The sequence below is a fragment of the Pontibacter sp. HJ8 genome (assembly GCF_054824225.1).
In genome coordinates this window covers 1-17,308 of the sequence record NZ_JSYF01000021.1, presented here as the reverse complement: position 1 = coordinate 17,308, position 17,308 = coordinate 1, and the positions used below count along the sequence as shown (strand labels likewise).

9 protein-coding genes and 1 other RNA gene are annotated in these 17,308 nt (G+C 49.6%); 4 read left to right on the top strand and 6 right to left on the bottom strand.

Features of this window, described 5'->3' with window-relative positions:
* Positions 1-808 precede the first annotated feature (808 nt).
* Positions 809-1,828: a LacI family DNA-binding transcriptional regulator gene (locus tag OB13_RS01100; RefSeq protein WP_461488295.1), complete on the bottom strand. Its 1,020-nt coding sequence runs from the start codon at positions 1,826-1,828 to the stop codon at positions 809-811.
* Between the two features lie 473 nt (positions 1,829-2,301).
* Here OB13_RS01100 and nhaA point away from each other — a divergent pair, with 473 nt between their 5' ends.
* The gene (gene nhaA / locus OB13_RS01095) at positions 2,302-3,498 is read left to right on the top strand and encodes a Na+/H+ antiporter NhaA (protein ID WP_461488294.1); all 1,197 of its coding nucleotides are present in this window, start codon (positions 2,302-2,304) and stop codon (positions 3,496-3,498) included.
* 116 nt (positions 3,499-3,614) lie between these two features.
* On the opposite strand, the gene ssrA is transcribed toward nhaA, so the two are convergent.
* The 4 genes from ssrA to OB13_RS01075 form a co-directional block, all read right to left on the bottom strand.
* Positions 3,615-3,984: a transfer-messenger RNA gene (ssrA, locus tag OB13_RS01090) on the bottom strand.
* Positions 3,985-4,117: 133 nt separating this feature from the next.
* Positions 4,118-5,530, bottom strand: coding sequence for a DUF4932 domain-containing protein (locus OB13_RS01085; RefSeq protein ID WP_461488293.1), 1,413 nt, complete (start codon positions 5,528-5,530; stop codon positions 4,118-4,120).
* A gap of 24 nt (positions 5,531-5,554) precedes the next feature.
* Positions 5,555-6,943, bottom strand: a complete 1,389-nt coding sequence (locus OB13_RS01080) for a S41 family peptidase (RefSeq protein WP_461488292.1) — start codon at positions 6,941-6,943, stop codon at positions 5,555-5,557.
* A 39-nt stretch (positions 6,944-6,982) separates the two neighbouring features.
* On the bottom strand, positions 6,983-9,340 hold the full coding sequence (locus OB13_RS01075; protein WP_461488291.1) for an ABC transporter permease: 2,358 nt from the start codon (positions 9,338-9,340) through the stop codon (positions 6,983-6,985).
* A 290-nt stretch (positions 9,341-9,630) separates the two neighbouring features.
* Here OB13_RS01075 and OB13_RS01070 point away from each other — a divergent pair, with 290 nt between their 5' ends.
* From OB13_RS01070 to cfa, 3 genes are all read left to right on the top strand, one after another.
* On the top strand, positions 9,631-11,007 hold the full coding sequence (locus OB13_RS01070) for a sigma-54-dependent transcriptional regulator (RefSeq protein WP_461488290.1): 1,377 nt from the start codon (positions 9,631-9,633) through the stop codon (positions 11,005-11,007).
* The gene (locus OB13_RS01065) at positions 10,997-12,355 is read left to right on the top strand and encodes a sensor histidine kinase (RefSeq protein WP_461488289.1); all 1,359 of its coding nucleotides are present in this window, start codon (positions 10,997-10,999) and stop codon (positions 12,353-12,355) included. The genes OB13_RS01070 and OB13_RS01065 overlap by 11 nt, the downstream gene beginning before the upstream one ends.
* A gap of 194 nt (positions 12,356-12,549) precedes the next feature.
* Entirely contained in the window at positions 12,550-13,671 is a 1,122-nt protein-coding gene (gene cfa / locus OB13_RS01060) for a cyclopropane fatty acyl phospholipid synthase (protein ID WP_461488288.1), read from the top strand.
* Between the two features lie 98 nt (positions 13,672-13,769).
* Here the strand turns inward: cfa and OB13_RS01055 are convergent, their stop codons facing one another.
* Positions 13,770-16,871 carry a T9SS-dependent M36 family metallopeptidase gene (locus OB13_RS01055; protein WP_461488287.1) on the bottom strand — a complete coding sequence of 1,034 codons (3,102 nt, stop codon included), beginning with the start codon at positions 16,869-16,871 and terminating at the stop codon, positions 13,770-13,772.
* Positions 16,872-17,308: the final 437 nt, after the last annotated feature.

Sequence of the window (17,308 nt, the reverse complement as noted above, 5' to 3'; positions counted from 1 at the left end):
ACCGTACCCTGTGCATCGACCTGTGCCCTGGCGTGTGTGTCGGTTAGTATGGTTTTTGTTTCCAGATTTACGAAGGCAGCCGTGATATGCGACCCACCAATGTCTACCCCTAAAACGGCTTTACCAGACATATATAATTTTTACTTTTAAGGTTCCTAAAACCGTTTTTAATACTTTACTCCGGGCTCTACCTTGTGCATGGGCTTACCTGCTGATGAACCATTTTAAATCGCAAATCAAGTTGCCAGTAGGCAGGTATAGTTCAGTACCTGGCTTCCTGACCTGTATTGCGATGTTAAAAGCTATAGGCAACAGATACCATTTTTCAGCTAAAAGGATTTAGCATATTGCTAAAAAAATTCCTCAAACGCTGTATTGTACTCCTGAGCGAACTTTTACCTTTCAATCGTCACAGCGTATCGGAGCTTACCCATATAAAAACAGCTGCTGCTTCGTTGCTGACTTCTACAACACGTATTTTCAGCCTAACCCGGTAAGTATAAGAGCTTCCTTACAGCCAGCGGCCTGTTGTCTAGAACTGTTTTTCTTCATTTCTATATTCAAATTTAGCAGTAATATCAGAAAATCAAAGCGCTTGCAACTAAATTCATCTGAATATGAGCGATTACTCACATTCATTCTACTCCAGACAAGAAAAATCCTTTAGTAGAATAAGAGTTGACAGCAAGTGAAAACGTATAGCCCTGTTACTTGTATTTGCGCTTCTTCCTCGCGTTTTGCCCTACAGCCAAAAGGGTTAAAACCTCCCGGATGATGCTGCTTTTAGGCGCGTGCTATACCTGGTTGCTTATTTCTGGGGAGTGGAGCCCCTGACAATCAGGTGTGTCGGAAGAACCAGAGGTTTGGGCAGCGTATCAGGATTCTCTCCTTTCAGCAGGTTCAGCATAATGTTTATTACCTGGTTGGCGATATCCTCTGTGGGCTGCGCAACAGCCGTTATAGCGGGCTTGTATAGTCTAAAAAAATCGAGGTCATCGTATGAAACAAGTCCGAGCTGGGCTGGAATTGCAAGGTCAAGGCGACTGATAGCCTCCAGCCCTCTTAGAGCCAGATAATTGGTAGAGAAGAAAACGGCATCCACCTCTCTTTGCTCGTCCAAAAAAGACATCATGCTCCGGATCATTTTCTCCGGATCGTAGCTGTAGGGGATCTCCAGTATAGTGGGTTCCAGTGCAAGATTTTCCAAAGCGGTCCGGTATCCCTCCAAACGCAGCAGCATCTGATTTTGCCTGGAGTCTGTTGTAACAAAGGCGATCTTTTTATACCCGCGCCCGATCAGATGGGAAGTGGCCTGGTAGGCTCCATCCAAATTATCTACCACCACAAAATTTGAATCGAGGCCGATGACCTGACGGTCTATGAGTACAACCGGGAAGCCATCGCTAATGAGCTCCTTTATATCGTCCTCTGCTCCCTGGGTTGGGGTGATGATATAGCCATCCACGTGTTTGTCTCTGAACAGGCTGATGAGCTCGTGGGTTTTATCTTTGTCGTCCTCGGTGCTGCAATAAATTATCCGATAGCCTTCCTTATACGCCTTCTCTTCTATCAGGCGGGCGATAGTTGCAAAAAAAGGGTTGGATATATCTTCTACTATCAGGCCTATGGTTTTGGTCTTGCCGGTGCGTAAACTTTGAGCCAGCTGGTTGGGCTTATAGTTTACCTCTTCTACCAGCTTTAGCACTTTCTCCGCCAGGCTATCGCTTATTCGCTTTTCCTTCGCTCTCCCGTTCAGTATAAAGGACACGGACGTGATGGAAATATTGAGTTGTTTGGCTATATCGCTTATGAGCAACTTCTTTTTCATGCGGAGGCAGATTTTATGGCTAACTAGTAAAGATAGGGCATTCGCCTGAAATTATTGAAACGACATGGAAATATCCAATGATCAAACTTACATTAATCCCATACCCATGATTTAATCGGATCATCAGGAAAGTTATTGCTTCGCAATAGCACCTGAGGCGTGCTTGCTGTACCTGCTCCTGGCTACACATGGATAAAAATGCGAAGCAAGGAGTAAGTAAGCATGGGAAGAGCGAACGAAGAATTTCAGGCAAATACCTCATAAGCTAAAGAATAGGTATAGCAGCTTTCTGAAAGTGCCCTCTCACTCAGAATTTCACCCGCCTTAGCCAGCGTGATCACCCAAAACAGGTATAGAGGAGCTAAGACCAAGCACCTTCCAAAAGCACTTTTCAGAAAGCAATCCGCAGGCTTAATCCGGTACTTTTTTCATATACTTAGGGGAGGCAAAAAAATTATTTTGTAGTTTTAAGCATGCTACAAAGAATCAATCTCTCTCCTTTCAAATACTTTCTAAAATCCGGAACAGCAGGTGGCTTTATCTTAATGGCCTGTGTTCTAGTCTCTTTAATTCTCGCAAACTCTCCCCTTGGGCCAGGTTTCGAGCGCCTGCTGGCGCAACAAATAGGGTATGAATCTGAAGCGCTTCAGTTGCGATACCCCCTTCTGTTATGGATCAATGACGGTTTGATGGCTATCTTTTTTCTGCTCGTAGGACTGGAAATAAAACGGGAACTGGTAGAGGGGGAATTGTCTTCTTTTAAGCAAGCCGCTTTACCTGTATTTGCCGCCATCGGCGGGATGCTGGTTCCAGCCCTTGTGTATACCTTGTTCAATCAAGGTACAACTACTGCTAGTGGCTGGGGTATACCCATGGCTACCGACATTGCCTTTGCCATTGCCGTTATCTCACTTTTGGGCAAACGGGTGCCGCTCTCTTTAAAGGTGTTCTTAACTGCGCTGGCTATTGTCGATGATTTAGGAGCCATTCTGGTCATCGCCCTGTTTTACTCGACAGAGATGCACCTGAATTACCTGTTGTATGCAGCCGGGGTGTTTGCTTTGCTGATCGTCTTTAACCGGATGGGGGTGAAGAACATATGGCTATACCTGCTGCCAGGCGTCGTGATCTGGTACTTTATCCATCATTCCGGTATACATGCCACCATTGCAGGCGTGCTGACGGCGCTGACCCTGCCAACCACGCCGGACGAAAAAGAATCTCCGCTGGAGAAACTGGAGCATGCTTTAACTAAGCCGGTTAACTTCCTGATCATGCCTATCTTTGCCCTGGCCAATACCAATATCCGGTTTGAACTAAGCATGCTGGATGGGCTAACCAGCAGCCTTGGCTTAGGCATCATCTTTGGCCTGCTAGTAGGCAAACCGATTGGCATAGTATTCTTTTCGTGGCTGTCGGTCAAGCTAGGGATAAGCTCCCTGCCTGCAGGCACCAGATGGATACAGTTCCTGGGCCTAGGCTTGCTGGCCGGCATCGGATTTACCATGTCCATCTTCATCGCCTTGCTCTCTTTCGACGACCCTGCGTTTCAGACGCAAGCCAAGTTTGCTATTCTTATCGCGTCCATTCTGGCCGGTTTGTCAGGGTACCTGTTCCTGAGGAAGCTGGGTGCAAAGAACAATTATACTGAAGCGCCTGTAAATCAATGATCGGCTCTCCGTAAGCAGTGAATCTAAAAACCATGGAATATTGTTCATCCTTACCAAATTGCCCGAAACAAAAAAGCCTTGTAAGTTACTCACTTACAAGGCTTTTTTGTTGAATTGGGTGGAGATGCAGGGATTCGAACCCTGGTCCAGACAAGGAAATCAACGGGCTTTCTACATGCTTAGACTTATTCGGATTGTCGGGAGCTTGCAAGTATAAGTCAGACTTATGCGCACTCCTTAGATGCTTTAGTTCGCCTGTGCACCGCACCCTTACACAGACTAGTCAATCGGATCGAAGCCTCTGATGTGCAAGCAGATTCACGAAACCTGCACGAGACTATGGCTAGTGCTTAATACCTAGATTAAGCAGCCATGGCGTAGTTAGATTCGCCATTTATTGGTTGAACGGATTTTTAACAGGTGGTACGTTCATCACCCGACATGCTTACACGCTATTTGCACAAGCTGTCAATTCCAGTCATCCCCATAAGTTAAAGAACGTTGTATTCGTACGCTGTATACTTCAAGAAGTATGCCACAAAGGTATACATTTTGCAGCACACTTCTATCCGTTTTTCAGCTTAATAACACTTAAAAGTAATGTCAGGTTTCACTATTTTTAAAGTTTTGCCTGTAGGTTTCTGCTCCAATCCAACATGGCGGTGTACAGTTCGTCTATACTTATCGCCGGGTTCTCCTTGTAAAGCACAAGCAACTTCTGGTTAAAATCGCCGAACCTTGCAAAGCCTCGCATCTTTTCCATCTGGTGCTCCATTAAAGGGATATAGGTTGCATTGTCTTCAGCTGAGAACTTATCCAGGCAGTAAAGCGAATAAATGCTCCAGGTCATGTACTCATTAAACACAGCGTAGGGCGAACCATAGGCACTGGTTCCGGTACTTTCTACAACCCATTTTGCTCTGTCTCCAAAAGCTTCATTTATCTGCTTTACATACTTATCCGACACCGGGTTCACAAAGTTATGGTCTATCTCGGTGAACACCACGCGAGACGCGAGCATCTCGTTTACCTGCTGGTTATACTTCGGACCCAGTTCTGCTCTCCGGACAAACATCACCGTCTGGCTAAAACCCTTGTCTTCGAACCTGACAGTGGAATGCGCACCGCCTATAAGAGGCGAAAAGGTAACACGGTAATTGCCATACTTAAATTTGAATTTATCTTCCAGCCACGCCTGCTGCTGGTCTATCGGATTTAAAGAACGATAGGTCTTGATCAGATCGTTGTAGTAGGGCTGGTGCTTTTTATAAAACTCCCGGAAACCGGATTTTCGGGCAAAGTCTTCTATCAGTGCCAGATTAGCAACTATAGGATCGCCTTCATTATTAAAGCCCATTTTCCGGATGATGCCTTCGTTTTTAATGTTTCCTTTTTTATCAAACACATAGGCACAGGCATTCATTTTCATGGCGTAGTAGTACCAGTAGCTGTCATTATCGAAGGGCTTGGTGATGTTTTTATTGACCACTTCCATAACCGGATGATGCTTATAGACAGAGAAATGCTTCATAACTTCTTTGTAATAAGGCGTTGTCATATCCACCATGTTGGAATCCTGCTGGCCCACGTTGGATATAGCTACCAGTATGTTTGCCAGCTCATGCACTTCCGGCACTTCTACCGCAAACTTACCCTGGTTTTCCCGGATATACTTCCTGGTGAAATTCACATTTTTCGGCACTCCCACAATTTCGGTCAGGGCTTTCTCTTTGCCTGATTGCAGTACATAAAATTGTATGGTATCGCCTGCCTTCACATTAAAAGCAATGGAATCCACATCGGAAATAAAAGCAACTTTGGTCACTCTCTTTTTGCACTCTACTTCCAACCGGTCCGGCTTCTGTTGTGGCGAAATGGTCCAGTCAGCCCGCTTTTCGGTGTTATTGATGGCATAGGTAATGTTTTCTACATTCGATTTTATACTGGGTAATTCTTTTACTTTCTGGGCATAAGAGGCAGATGACCCGGAAATGAGCAGCAGCGCGAACGCATACGTTGGCAAATTTTTCATGAAGTTTTAGGTGTGATTTAAGAATTATTTCGCTGCCAGTTTTTGACCTTTCAGATACTTTAAAGCACGATCCAGCACAGGGTCTTTTTTCTGGATGTAGTCCTGTAGTGTCATTTTTACTTCCATGTCAGGTTTTACGCCATAGCCTACAAACTCGCGGCCATCCGGGTAAGTATCTTTTTTAGTACAGATGCGGGCCTTGCCGCCGCCCGGTAAGTCAAACATGAAAGGCTGGCCTGTGCTGCCATAAGAGTTCTCCCCTATCTTGGTCATGTGCTTTTGGTTATCGGCATAGATCAGAAAATCTTCGGCTGCAGAAGCGGTGCGGTGCCCGATGAGTATAGCTGTAGGAACTATGACTTTATCTTTTTGAGCAATCTTATTTTGTGCAGGTTTGTAGTCAAATTGATCCATCAGTTTATCCTGGAAAGCCATCAGCGACTTGGCAGCCCAGGCATCCCCAACCGTATCTTTCGGGTTCTCAATAAATCTGCCCCAGGCTTTAAAGCTGGCCAGGTGCTGGCGCGTTGAGTTCCTCGACCCGTACAGCAACGTATCCGGCGCCATGTAATCCAGTATTTGACGGCCTATACTTGTAATGCCCCCGCCATTGTTGCGCAGGTCTATTATGAGTGCTTTGGCTTTGCGCAGCTCCGGTAGCTTCTGCAGGAAGAGTTCATTTATTTTTGGATCGTGAAAGCCGTTCAGAGCCAGGTAAGCCGTCTGGTTCGGGTACCACTTCAGCTCCAGCAGTTCCTGCTTCTCAATGGCCGGGTATACTTCCTGCTCTATCGTGTTGTCATGCGTCAGGGCCAGGCTTTTCACCTTCCCTTTCTGGGTCCTGTACTTAATGTGGTAAGTCTCTCCTTCAAATCCTTTCAGCATGCTGGCTATGGCGTCGTCCATCAGCGCATAGTCTGTAGATGAGGCGATGTAGGGCATCACGTTTCGCTTCAAATGCTCTGCGGTTGGCAGGCCGTTTACTTCTATGATCTCGCTGCCCACCGGCACTTCATCTTTTATACTTAAGTTGGTCCGGGTAACAATCGCTTTATTGTCGATGTTGGTCAGGAAGAGCCTGTACTTGCCAAACATGTCGGTATAAAGCAGCATGTCTATACTTCGCGCAAAGTAAATGTTGGTGTGTCCGTCCTTCAGGCTGGCACAGAACTTCTGTAACTCGCGGTAGTACTCGTAGTCGTTTTTAGTATTTTGCACTTTTGTAATCGCCTCGCGATAATCTTTCTCCCATTTGGCGCGGTCTACCTTGTCCAGGTATACGAAATTGTAGTTTACCTCCTGCCAGAACTTCGACAGGCCATACACTTTATCAGTCGCAGACAGTGTGTTGGGCACTTGGGCGGTTGTGGCAAATGTCACCAGCAGCAACAGGATGAACAGATTCTTCTTCATAGTGTTAGTTTATACTTATGGCTTAATTTTCTTCGTGTTTTATTCCGTTCTCAGTGAGTTCACCGGGTCAGCCAGGGCCGTTCTTACCGCATGGAAGCTCAGGGTGAGCATGGCGATGAGCAAAGTGGCCACAAAGGCTGTCGCAAATATCCACCAGCTCAGCTCGGTGCGATAAGCGTAGTCGTTCAGCCAGTTGTGCATCAGGTACCAGCTCAGGGGCAAGGCAATCAGGTTGGCTACCAACACCAGTTTCAGGAAATCTTTGGAGAGCATGAACACGATACCTGACACGGATGCGCCCATTACTTTTCGTATCCCAATTTCCTTTTTGCGTTGCTCGGCCGTGAACAGGGCCAGGCCAAACAAGCCCAGGCAGGAGATGAAGATGGCAATGCCGGCAAAGTACTTCGTTAGCTGGCCCATAATAGCTTCCGCTTTATACATTTTCTCAAAATCCTCGTCCAGGAAGTGATACTCAAAAGGGTAGGCCGGATTATGCCGTTTCACGATCTTCTCGATGGCCGCAAGTGCCGGCCCGGTTTGCCCGGCGTCTAAGCGCGCAAACATCAGATTATTGGAATCAGGATGCAGGCGCAGGACAAGCGGCCGCGCAGGAATGTGCATGGAGGTAGTATGAAAGTTGTCGATCACACCGATCACACGCCCCTCTATGCTCCACTTCAGCCACTGGCCTACAGGGTCCTGCATCTGCATCAAACGGGCAGCCTCCTTGTTGATGATAAAGGCAGCTGTATCGGTTTTAAAATCCCTGGAGAACGTGCGGCCTTCCAACAGCTTCACATCCATAGTTTCTACAAAATCATGGCCTACCGACATCACGCTGAACAGGATGTTGGCATTGGGATCTTTCCCTTTCCATTCGATGCCTCCTGTAGAGTTACCGACCATGATCGGGAGCTGGTCGCTGGCTGTCACATGTAGCACTCCCGGCATGTTCTCCAGCTCGCGCTTCACCACATCGTAACGGTCGCGCAGGGCGCCCTCTAAGGGTACATATACCAGGTTCTCGCGGTCTAAGCCAATGTTTTTGGTGCGGATGTAGTTGAGCTGCAGGTAGGCTACGAGGGTGCTGATGATGAGCAAAGCGGAAAGTATAAACTGAAACACGACCAGTCCCTCCCGGAGCACCGACACCCGGTTGCCCACCTTAACAGCGCCTTTCAGCACTTTGACCGGATCGAAGGAGGAGAGGAAGAAGGCCGGGTAACTACCTGAAAGTATACCTGTCAGCAGGGCCACGCCTAGCAGCAGCAGGACGAGCGTGGGATCCGTGAGATCAAGAGAGATATACTTACCGGTCAGGTCGTTGAAGTCAGGCAGCAGCATACCGGTCAGGTTAAGAGCTATGAACAACGCCAGGAAAGCCATCATCACCGACTCCACCATGAACTGCCGCACCAGCGAGCCCTTGCTGGCCCCGATGGCCTTGCGAACGCCCACTTCTTTGGCACGCTTGGCAGAGCGTGCCGTAGCCAGATTCATGAAGTTGATACAGGCAATAACCAGTATGAACACCGCCACGACCGAGAACAGGCGCACACGCTCGATAAAGCCCTGTTTACCTTCCCGGAAGTCGTTGTATAGGTACATATCGGCCACAGGCTGTACAAATACATCTGTCGTTGACTCCTTATCATATTTCTTGATAAAAGGCTTGATCTTTTCATTGAAGGCAGCAATGTCTGTACCCGGCTGCAGTAGAAGGAAGGTGCGCAGCGCGTTGTTTCCCCACTCATGCAGCCACTCGTTTCCGGGACTGTTGATCCAGTCTTCTACAGGCATCACATAATCAAACTGCATAGTGGAGTTTTTCGGCACGTCCTGCATCACGCCGGTTACTTTATAGCTTTGGGTATTGTTTATCTTGAAAAGCTTACCCATGGCCTCGTCCGGGGAGTCAAAAAACTGTTTGGCTACTGTTTCGGAGATCACTACGGAGTGTGGTTGAGACAGTACCGTTTTGGCATCACCCTGCAACAGCGGAAACGTAAATACCTCGAAAAACTCCGGATCCGTATAGCGCCCGTTCACTTTCAGGACTTTATCCCCGTAGGCAAAGAGCTGTTTCCAGTCCCAGGTAGTAGAGCGCACAGCGTGTATCACTTCCGGCATATCCTGCTCCAGTGCCTCGGCCAATAGTCCCGGCGTCGCATCCACGGTCAGGTTATCGGCACCAGGGTAACTTTGCTCTTCCATTACCCGGTACAGATTATCTAAGTTGGCGTGAAATCTATTGATACTCAACTCATCCTTCACCCAGAGCAGGATCAGGATACTGCAGGTCATACCCAATGCCAGGCCTGAAATATTAATCAGGGAAAAACCTTTGTGGCGCATCAGGTTGCGGCAGGCCATTTTGAGGTAATTAATCAGCATCGTCTTAGGCTTTATGAAGTGTTGATTTCTGTTTGCTTGGTGATAAGCCCGATCGGTTGATGCAGGCATTTGTAAGGGTACTAGAAATTACAATGCCACTTTCATAAAAAACTGATTTAAAGCGTATTACAATCCTTGTTTCATTTATAACTGTCCGCTTCCGATACACATTTGAGCGATACAGCTGTGCGCTTTCGCAACACATCCTAAAAGGATTTTGAAAAGTAATTTTCCTAAGGTAGAATTGCGGAATACTAATTACCTTCGAATCAAAATAGACCTATTGGCTTATGGCTGCAGTAAAAAACGGGCGGGTATTGGTAGTCGACGATGAGTCAGACGTGCTCTTTGCGATGAAGATGCTCCTGAAAACCGAGGTCAGGGAAGTGGTAACGGAAAAGAATCCGGAGAACCTGCTGGCCCTGCTCAGCAAAGAACGGTTTGACGTCATCTTCCTGGACATGAATTTTAAAAGCGCCCTGCATACCGGCAATGAGGGATTGTTCTGGCTCAGCAAGATACTGGAAAAAGACAGGAACGTCGCCGTCATTCTGATCACAGCCTACGGCGATGTGGAGCTGGCTGTACGCTCCCTGAAAGAAGGCGCCTTTGATTTTATCGTGAAACCCTGGCACAACGACAAGCTGCTCGAAACCCTGCACCATGCCCTGGAGGCCAGGCAGATCAAACAGAAAAGTCAGCCTGCCAAATCCAAAACACCCGACTCCTCTCCTATACTGGGTACATCAGACGCCTTGCGGGAAGTCCTCTATAAGCTGGATAAGATTGCCCCCACGGAGGCCAATGTCCTCATACTGGGAGAAAATGGTACCGGCAAGGAACTGGTAGCCCGCGCGCTGCACGAGAAATCCTTCCGGGCAGATAAGCCTTTTGTGAGCGTGGACGTAGGCGCCCTGACAGATTCGCTTTTTGAAAGTGAATTGTTCGGGTATAAGCGGGGCGCTTTCACCGATGCCAGGGAAGACCGTGTGGGCCGTTTTGAGGCAGCCAACGGAGGCACGCTCTTCCTGGATGAGATCGGCAATATTTCATTGCCCATGCAGGCCAAGTTGCTCACGGTGCTGCAGAACAGGCAGGTAACGCCGTTGGGTTCCAACCAGCCTATACCTGTCGACATCCGGCTGATCTCGGCTACGAATGTGCCCATCTACCAACTGGCTGCCCAGAACCAGTTTCGCAAAGACCTGATCTATCGCATCAATACAGTAGAGATCGTATTGCCTCCGTTGCGGGATCGCGGGGAAGATGTGGAGCTGCTGGCGCAGCATTTTGCCGCGTACTATGCATCCCGGAATCATAAACCGGTACCCGAATTTGCGCCCGCCACGCTCCGTAAACTCCACCAGCATACCTGGCCGGGCAACATCCGGGAATTGCAGCATGCCGTGGAGCGTGCCATTATCATGGCAGAAGATACGGTGTTGCAGCCGCAGGATTTCAGCTTTTCAGGTATGGAACCGGAGGCGGGCCCACTGCCTGCAACCGGAGCGCTTGTGTTTGACCAGCAGTTGCCGCTCAGCGAGATCGAGCGGGAAACCATCCGGCGTGTGATTGAAAAGAACAAAGGCAATATTTCGAAATCAGCCAAGGAACTCGGCCTGACACGCACGGCCCTCTACCGCCGCCTGAACAAGCATGATATTTAAGCGCCTCGAACCCGGTATTCTGATTCGCATCCTCCTGCTGCTGAGTATGATGTACCTCACGGTGCACTACCTGGTTCAGTTTAGCTGGCTGCAGATAACTTCCGGCATCCTGATCATGCTGTTGCAGGTATGGGAACTGACCCGTTATGTGACGCGCAGCAATTACGAACTAGCCAAGTTCCTGCAGGCGGTCCGGCACCGGGACTTCACCCAGCAGTTCAACGAAAACCCCTCCATCCATTCGCTCGGTCCGCTGCACCAGGCGTTTAACCAGATCAGCCAGACCTTCAAGCAACTCCAGATTGAAAAGGAAACGCAGTTTCTCTACATGCAGACCATTCTGCAGCTGATCGACACCGGCATCATGGCCTTTGATGAAGAAGGGGAAGTGGAGTGGGTGAACGATGCCTTCAAAAAAATACTGGGGATACCTCACCTCAAGAGCCTGAACGGGCTGGAAAGACGCTATCCCCAACTGCTGGAAGCTGTGCTGGAGCTGCAGCCGCATGAGAACAAACTCCTGAAACTGAAGCTGCCCGAAGGCCCGACCCAGCTGCTACTCTCCGCCACGGCCTTTAGCATGCAACACCACAACCTGACCTTGGTGGCCATCAAGAACGTGAGTTCCGCCGTGGATGAAACCGAAACGGAAGCCTGGCAGAAACTCCTGCGCGTGATGACGCACGAGATCATGAACTCCGTAGCTCCCATTGCCTCCCTGGCCGACTCGCTGGGCAAGCACTTGCAGGCAGCGCGTGAGGAACAGCAAGCGCAGGACCAGGTGACGACCGACCGGGAGCTTCTGCAGGATACCGAAGAAGGGATAGCCATCATCCGGAAGCGGAGCGAAGGACTCCTGCGCTTTGCCCATTTTTACCGCAACCTCAACAAGTCCCAACACATCCTGCTCACCACCGTGTATGTGCAGGAGCTATTCAGCAGCATCGGCACGCTGATGCTTCCCCGACTGGAAGAACAAGGTATAGCCCTTCACTGTGAAGTGTCGTCGCCGGAGCTTACGCTGCATGGCGATGTGCACCTGCTGGAGCAGGTGCTCATCAACCTCATTCTGAATGCGGCGCGGGCTGTGAAAGACGTGCCGGCACCGCTTATCTGGCTGAGCGCCGGAAGGCAGGAAAATGGCAAAGTGACCGTGGAGGTACGCGACAACGGCACCGGTATACCGGAGGCGCTGATGGAAAGTATTTTTATCCCTTTCTTCACTTCCCACAAAGACGGCTCAGGTATAGGCCTCAGCCTGGCCAGGCACATCCTGCTGCTTCACAAAGGCACTATCCAGGTGGAGTCCCAGGAAGGGGCAGGCTCTGTGTTCAAGCTGGTGTTTTAAACAGCTTTGCGCTACAGCTACCGGGCCTCTTTCTCTTTCCCCAACCCGGCAATCTGAACGGCCTGCTGTATCAGCGGAAAAGCGTGTTTATTAACCTCATCTAGGGCAAACTTAACCATTCCGTCTTGCTTCCGTTCATGTGACAACAAGCATAATCACATACTATACAGCACGTTATACCTATCTCCTACACGATGGAAGCGCAAGGTTTACAGCAACAAGTAGCAGGTATACTGGCCACGGCAGATGTCAAAATCAACGGGCCCGATCCCTGGGATCTGCAGATTCATGACAATCGCTTTTTTAGGCGGGTGCTGAGCCAGGGCACGCTGGGGCTGGGAGAGTCGTACATGGACGGTTGGTGGGACTGCGGGCGGATAGACGAGTTCGCTTTTCGGGTGTTGCGCGCTGACTTGTACAAACACGCCAAATTGGGCTGGAAATCCTGGCTGGAAATGTTGCTAGCCAAGATCATAAACATGCAGCCCAAAGGCAAGGCTGCGCGCAACGCGCAACGCCATTATGACATGGGCAACAATCTATACCAACGCATGTTGGACCGGCGCATGACCTACAGCTGTGGCTACTGGAAAAACACCGATAATCTGGACCAAGCACAGGAAAACAAGCTCGACCTCATCTGCCGGAAACTCAGCCTGCAGCCGGGGCAGCGGGTGCTGGACATTGGTTGCGGCTGGGGAAGCTTTGCAGGCTTTGCAGCAGAAAGGTATGGCGTGGAAGTGGTAGGCGTAACCGTATCGCGGGAGCAGGCTACCTTGGGTATGGAATTGTGCCGCGGCCTGCCCGTTGAGATCAGGTTACAGGACTACCGCGACGTAACCGAGCAGTTTGACCATGTGGTATCGGTGGGCATGGTGGAGCATGTTGGGTATCGCAATCATCGTGCTTTCATGAAAACAGCTGCCCGCTGCCTTAAGGACGAAGGCTTATTCCTGCTCCACACCATCGGGGTCAACTACTCCAGAACCTCGGCCGACCCGTTCACAGATACCTACATTTTCCCCAACTGCCTCATCCCCTCTCTCCGGCAGCTGAACCAAGCCATGGAAAAGATTTTTGTGGTGGAAGACCTGCACAACTTCGGTCCGCACTACGACTATACCTTAATGGCCTGGTTTGATAATTTTAATCAGCATTGGGACGAGTTGCAGGGAGAGTACGGAGAGCGATTCTACCGCATGTGGAAATACTACCTCCTGTCCAGTGCCGGTTCCTTCCGGGCACGCAACAACCAGCTCTGGCAGCTGGTGCTTTCCAAAAAAGGGGTTCTGGGCGGGTATGAGGCCGTGCGGTAAGAAACGTATTCCTGCCCTTTTTCCTGTTGAATCAGGTATAAAAACAAGGGCCGGTGATTTGCATCACCGGCCCTTGTTTGGTTCAGGTATAGGATGTGCTATTTCTGCATCACGATCCGGATGAAGGAAATACCATCGTCCGTTATGAGCCGGGCAATGTATACCCCTCCCGCCAGTCTGCCTTTTTCAAACTGGTAGGTTTGAGGTTCTCCTGCCTTGCCGGTACTCTCAGCCAGTACGGCTACCACAGCTCCCCGCATGTCCAGCACTTCCAGCCGGTAGCCGCCATCCTGTGGTAGCATAAAGCTGATGTCTGTTCTCGCGCCAAATGGGTTCGGAGTAGCTCTCAGCGCCATTTTCTCAGCACTAATCTCCTTGCCCATGGCAGCCGCTGTCGTAGTAGTTGTCAGGCCACAGGCCCCAAGAGTGCCTTTGGCAGAAGTTAGTAACTGAGGTACCGCCTTCGGATCCACGCATTCTGCCACGCCATCTACGCAAACCAGCACTTTGTCTTTTTTCTTATTATCACCGCAGCGTACATCTACCACTGTGATCACAATGGAGGCATGTTTGATACAGCCGTCTCCATTCTCAGCCTTTACCTGGAAGGTATAGGTGCCTGCTGCATTGGGTGTAAAAATAACACTGGCGCCAGAGGTCGCGCTCAAGCCTTCTGCAGGGCTCCAGGTATACACGTTGTCAGCATCTCCACCAGCCTGCAATTTCACACTCTGAGGTCCATAGCCCAGGTATAGGGTGGTAGCCACGCCACCTGTGTAAACATTTGAAGTAGGTATAGCTGCCAGGGTAAGCGGAGTGGTACACGCGTACGTTGCTGGCAGATCAAAGGCCTCTACCTGGTCAAATCTGCTGGTGTTGAGCCCCTGGCTGGCGCTAAAGCCCAGCCCTCTTTTGGCAAATACTTTCCATATCAGTTCCTGGTTGGCACCTTCATAATTTTGGCGGTCAGCCAGCAGGATAGCGTCACGTCCGTCTACGAAGCCGGGTCTGCAGGCCTGTAGTTTCAGTCCATCGATCACCAGTTGCATGGCCATGTTGTTACCGCCTTTGCCCTTGTAGAGATCCGCATCAAAACCATACTTGTCAACCAAAGCCCAGGTCATGTCCCACAGCATGGTCGACCATATAAAGCCGACACCATGCGGCTGGCTGATGGCTGCATTATTGGTGGCAGCATAGGTATAGGGGTTCACGCCAAAATCAGTGGAGTAAGGCGCAGGACGAATACCATTCCCTGTCGTTGGCTGGCCTTGCGCATAAGTACCTATACCCCTTACCTTGCCTCCTGTATCCTCGGGTTTCATGGTCATCATCAGGCCAAACCAGTCGCTCCAGCCCTCGCCCATCTGCTCGGCGTTGTTGAGACAGTTTACAATGTTCGGACCACCGGTCAGGCGGTTAGAGATCCCATGGCCATACTCGTGCGTGATGATTCCGTTGTCAAAGTCGCCGTCAAGTTCAGGCTTGGCATCATCTTTCAGGCTTACCATCACATCCTGGCCGGCATCCATTCGTGCTCTGATCAGGGCTCCGGCCTCCTGGCTTATCATCACGGCGGGTATCACAATCGGCACGGTTGGCGTTCCGCCCATAGCAATCGGGCCACCCGGAGCATTGTTGATCACGACTACAGCAATCGCCCCTGCTGCCTGCGCGGCCTCCACTTTTTCCGTAAAAGGACAGTTGCCTCTGTACACAAAGGCTATATGACCCGCCACAGCCGTAGGGTTTGTCAGTGTTCCGCAGCCTTCCTCCGGAATGGCAGATGTGCCGAGGCCTAGCACCAATTTGCCTGTAAGCGGAACAGAGGTAAGCGGCCTGGCCCAGGCGGCCTGTGTCGAAACATGACTTCCGGCAATTGCTTCCGGAGTTACCACCCGGAACATATCCGGATCAGCCGGACTGCTCCACAGATACATTTGCATCCGGGGTGCCAATCCATCGCGTGGCGTCGAGAAGTTGGCATTGTTACGGGATGTACCGTTTCTGTTATCCTGTGCTTCTGCTAATACAGGGTCTCCACCCAAGCCACCTTTGCCATAGTTATCCAGCTGGAAGCTACCGCTTGTTTCATCAAAACCATACTGGTACCATACATCGTGTATGATATTGTTCCAGTAAAAGAGATTGGTGATGGCTGCATCCCTGTTTTCAACCGGCTGCTTGGTAAAATCGATCGGAAAATCAAAGTTCAGATCCGAGCCGCCATCCGGGCTGTAGTTTAGCAGGTAACTGTTGTTGTTAATGGGGTCTTCATAAGCATACACATTATTGCCGCGTGTTCTCGTCTCTGTGTGCCATCCACTGGGAGAAGCAGTTGCATGGGCTGCCGAGGTGCTCACCAGAGAACGTGGCCCATGGCTCGGGCTCTCATGCGGCATGGCAAAAACGTTGTAGGCATTGGACACGCTGTTTGCTACACTTGCCTGTAGCAGTGCCACGTTAGGAGATGCGAGCGAATGGCTGTGGTTGTCGTGCAGATAAGAGCCACCGGGGCCATCATTTTCGAACTGGCAGTGCACGACCATGTTGTCTTTTTCGAGTACGGCGCCAGTGCTGGCATCTACTCTGATGTTCCACCAGTTCTGGGCGTCCAGTTCATAAATGGATACTTCCCAGGCCAGGCGCAGGCTGCCATCTTCCATCGGCTGGTAGACCAGTCTGGCAGGTATAGGCTCCAGCGAGATGCCGCCTTTGGAGAAGGTCACTTCTTTGTTTCTGCCATTGCCTCTCTCCTGCACCGTCAGCGGCTCCCGTATCGAGATGCCCAGGTGTTGGGCAGCAGCAGCTACGGCTCCGGCTGCATCCAGGCCTGCCTTGTCTGACTTCACCTTTTTGCCAACCTGCTTATGGAACCGGTTGCCCATTGTTACCACTTTGCCTTCTTTGCTGAGGCTGATATTGGTCACAGCGCCATGTATCTCGATGCCTCTGTAAAGCTGTTTCAGGTATAGGTGCTTCATGCCGCTCTTAACGCTCGCCGACTCGCTGCTCAGTTCCAGTTCAGCAATGTCCTCATCTTCCAGTTCCAGCTTCTGTTGGTTCTTCTTGATGTGATCCAGCGCAACCTGTGGCACCGGCTTTTGGGCTGGTCTCCCCTGCCCGTAGGAAGCAAAGCTTCCTGTGAGAAATGCAACCAGCAGCAGGAGCTGCAGGAAGGATTGTACATGTTTTTTCATACGGTTTGTTTTATTAGTTTAACAATGGAGGTTGGAAGACGCACATTGCTGCAGATAGAACTTTAATTATCTAAACCTAAGCACATTAACCTATATAAAACAGGAATCAATATGAGCAACAAACACTATGATGTTTTAAATAAATAATTGTATTAATTTAATCAAACATATTCCATCGCATTTCTAAGGGCACTATGCACGCTGCCAATGTTAAACAAAGTAATATTTGTATTTTTATATACAATAGCGCTTTTTTGACTTATTTTAAGTCTGCTTCGAAATGATCAATCCAAAAGTTAGCTACTTCCCTCTTTATAAATTTCCCATAACAGCACCCACAATCCTACACCATAGCTTCTCTTCCATAAGCCATATTTTAAAAATATTTTATTATAACTATATAATAAATAATACAGATTTGATTATTTTTAGAGATA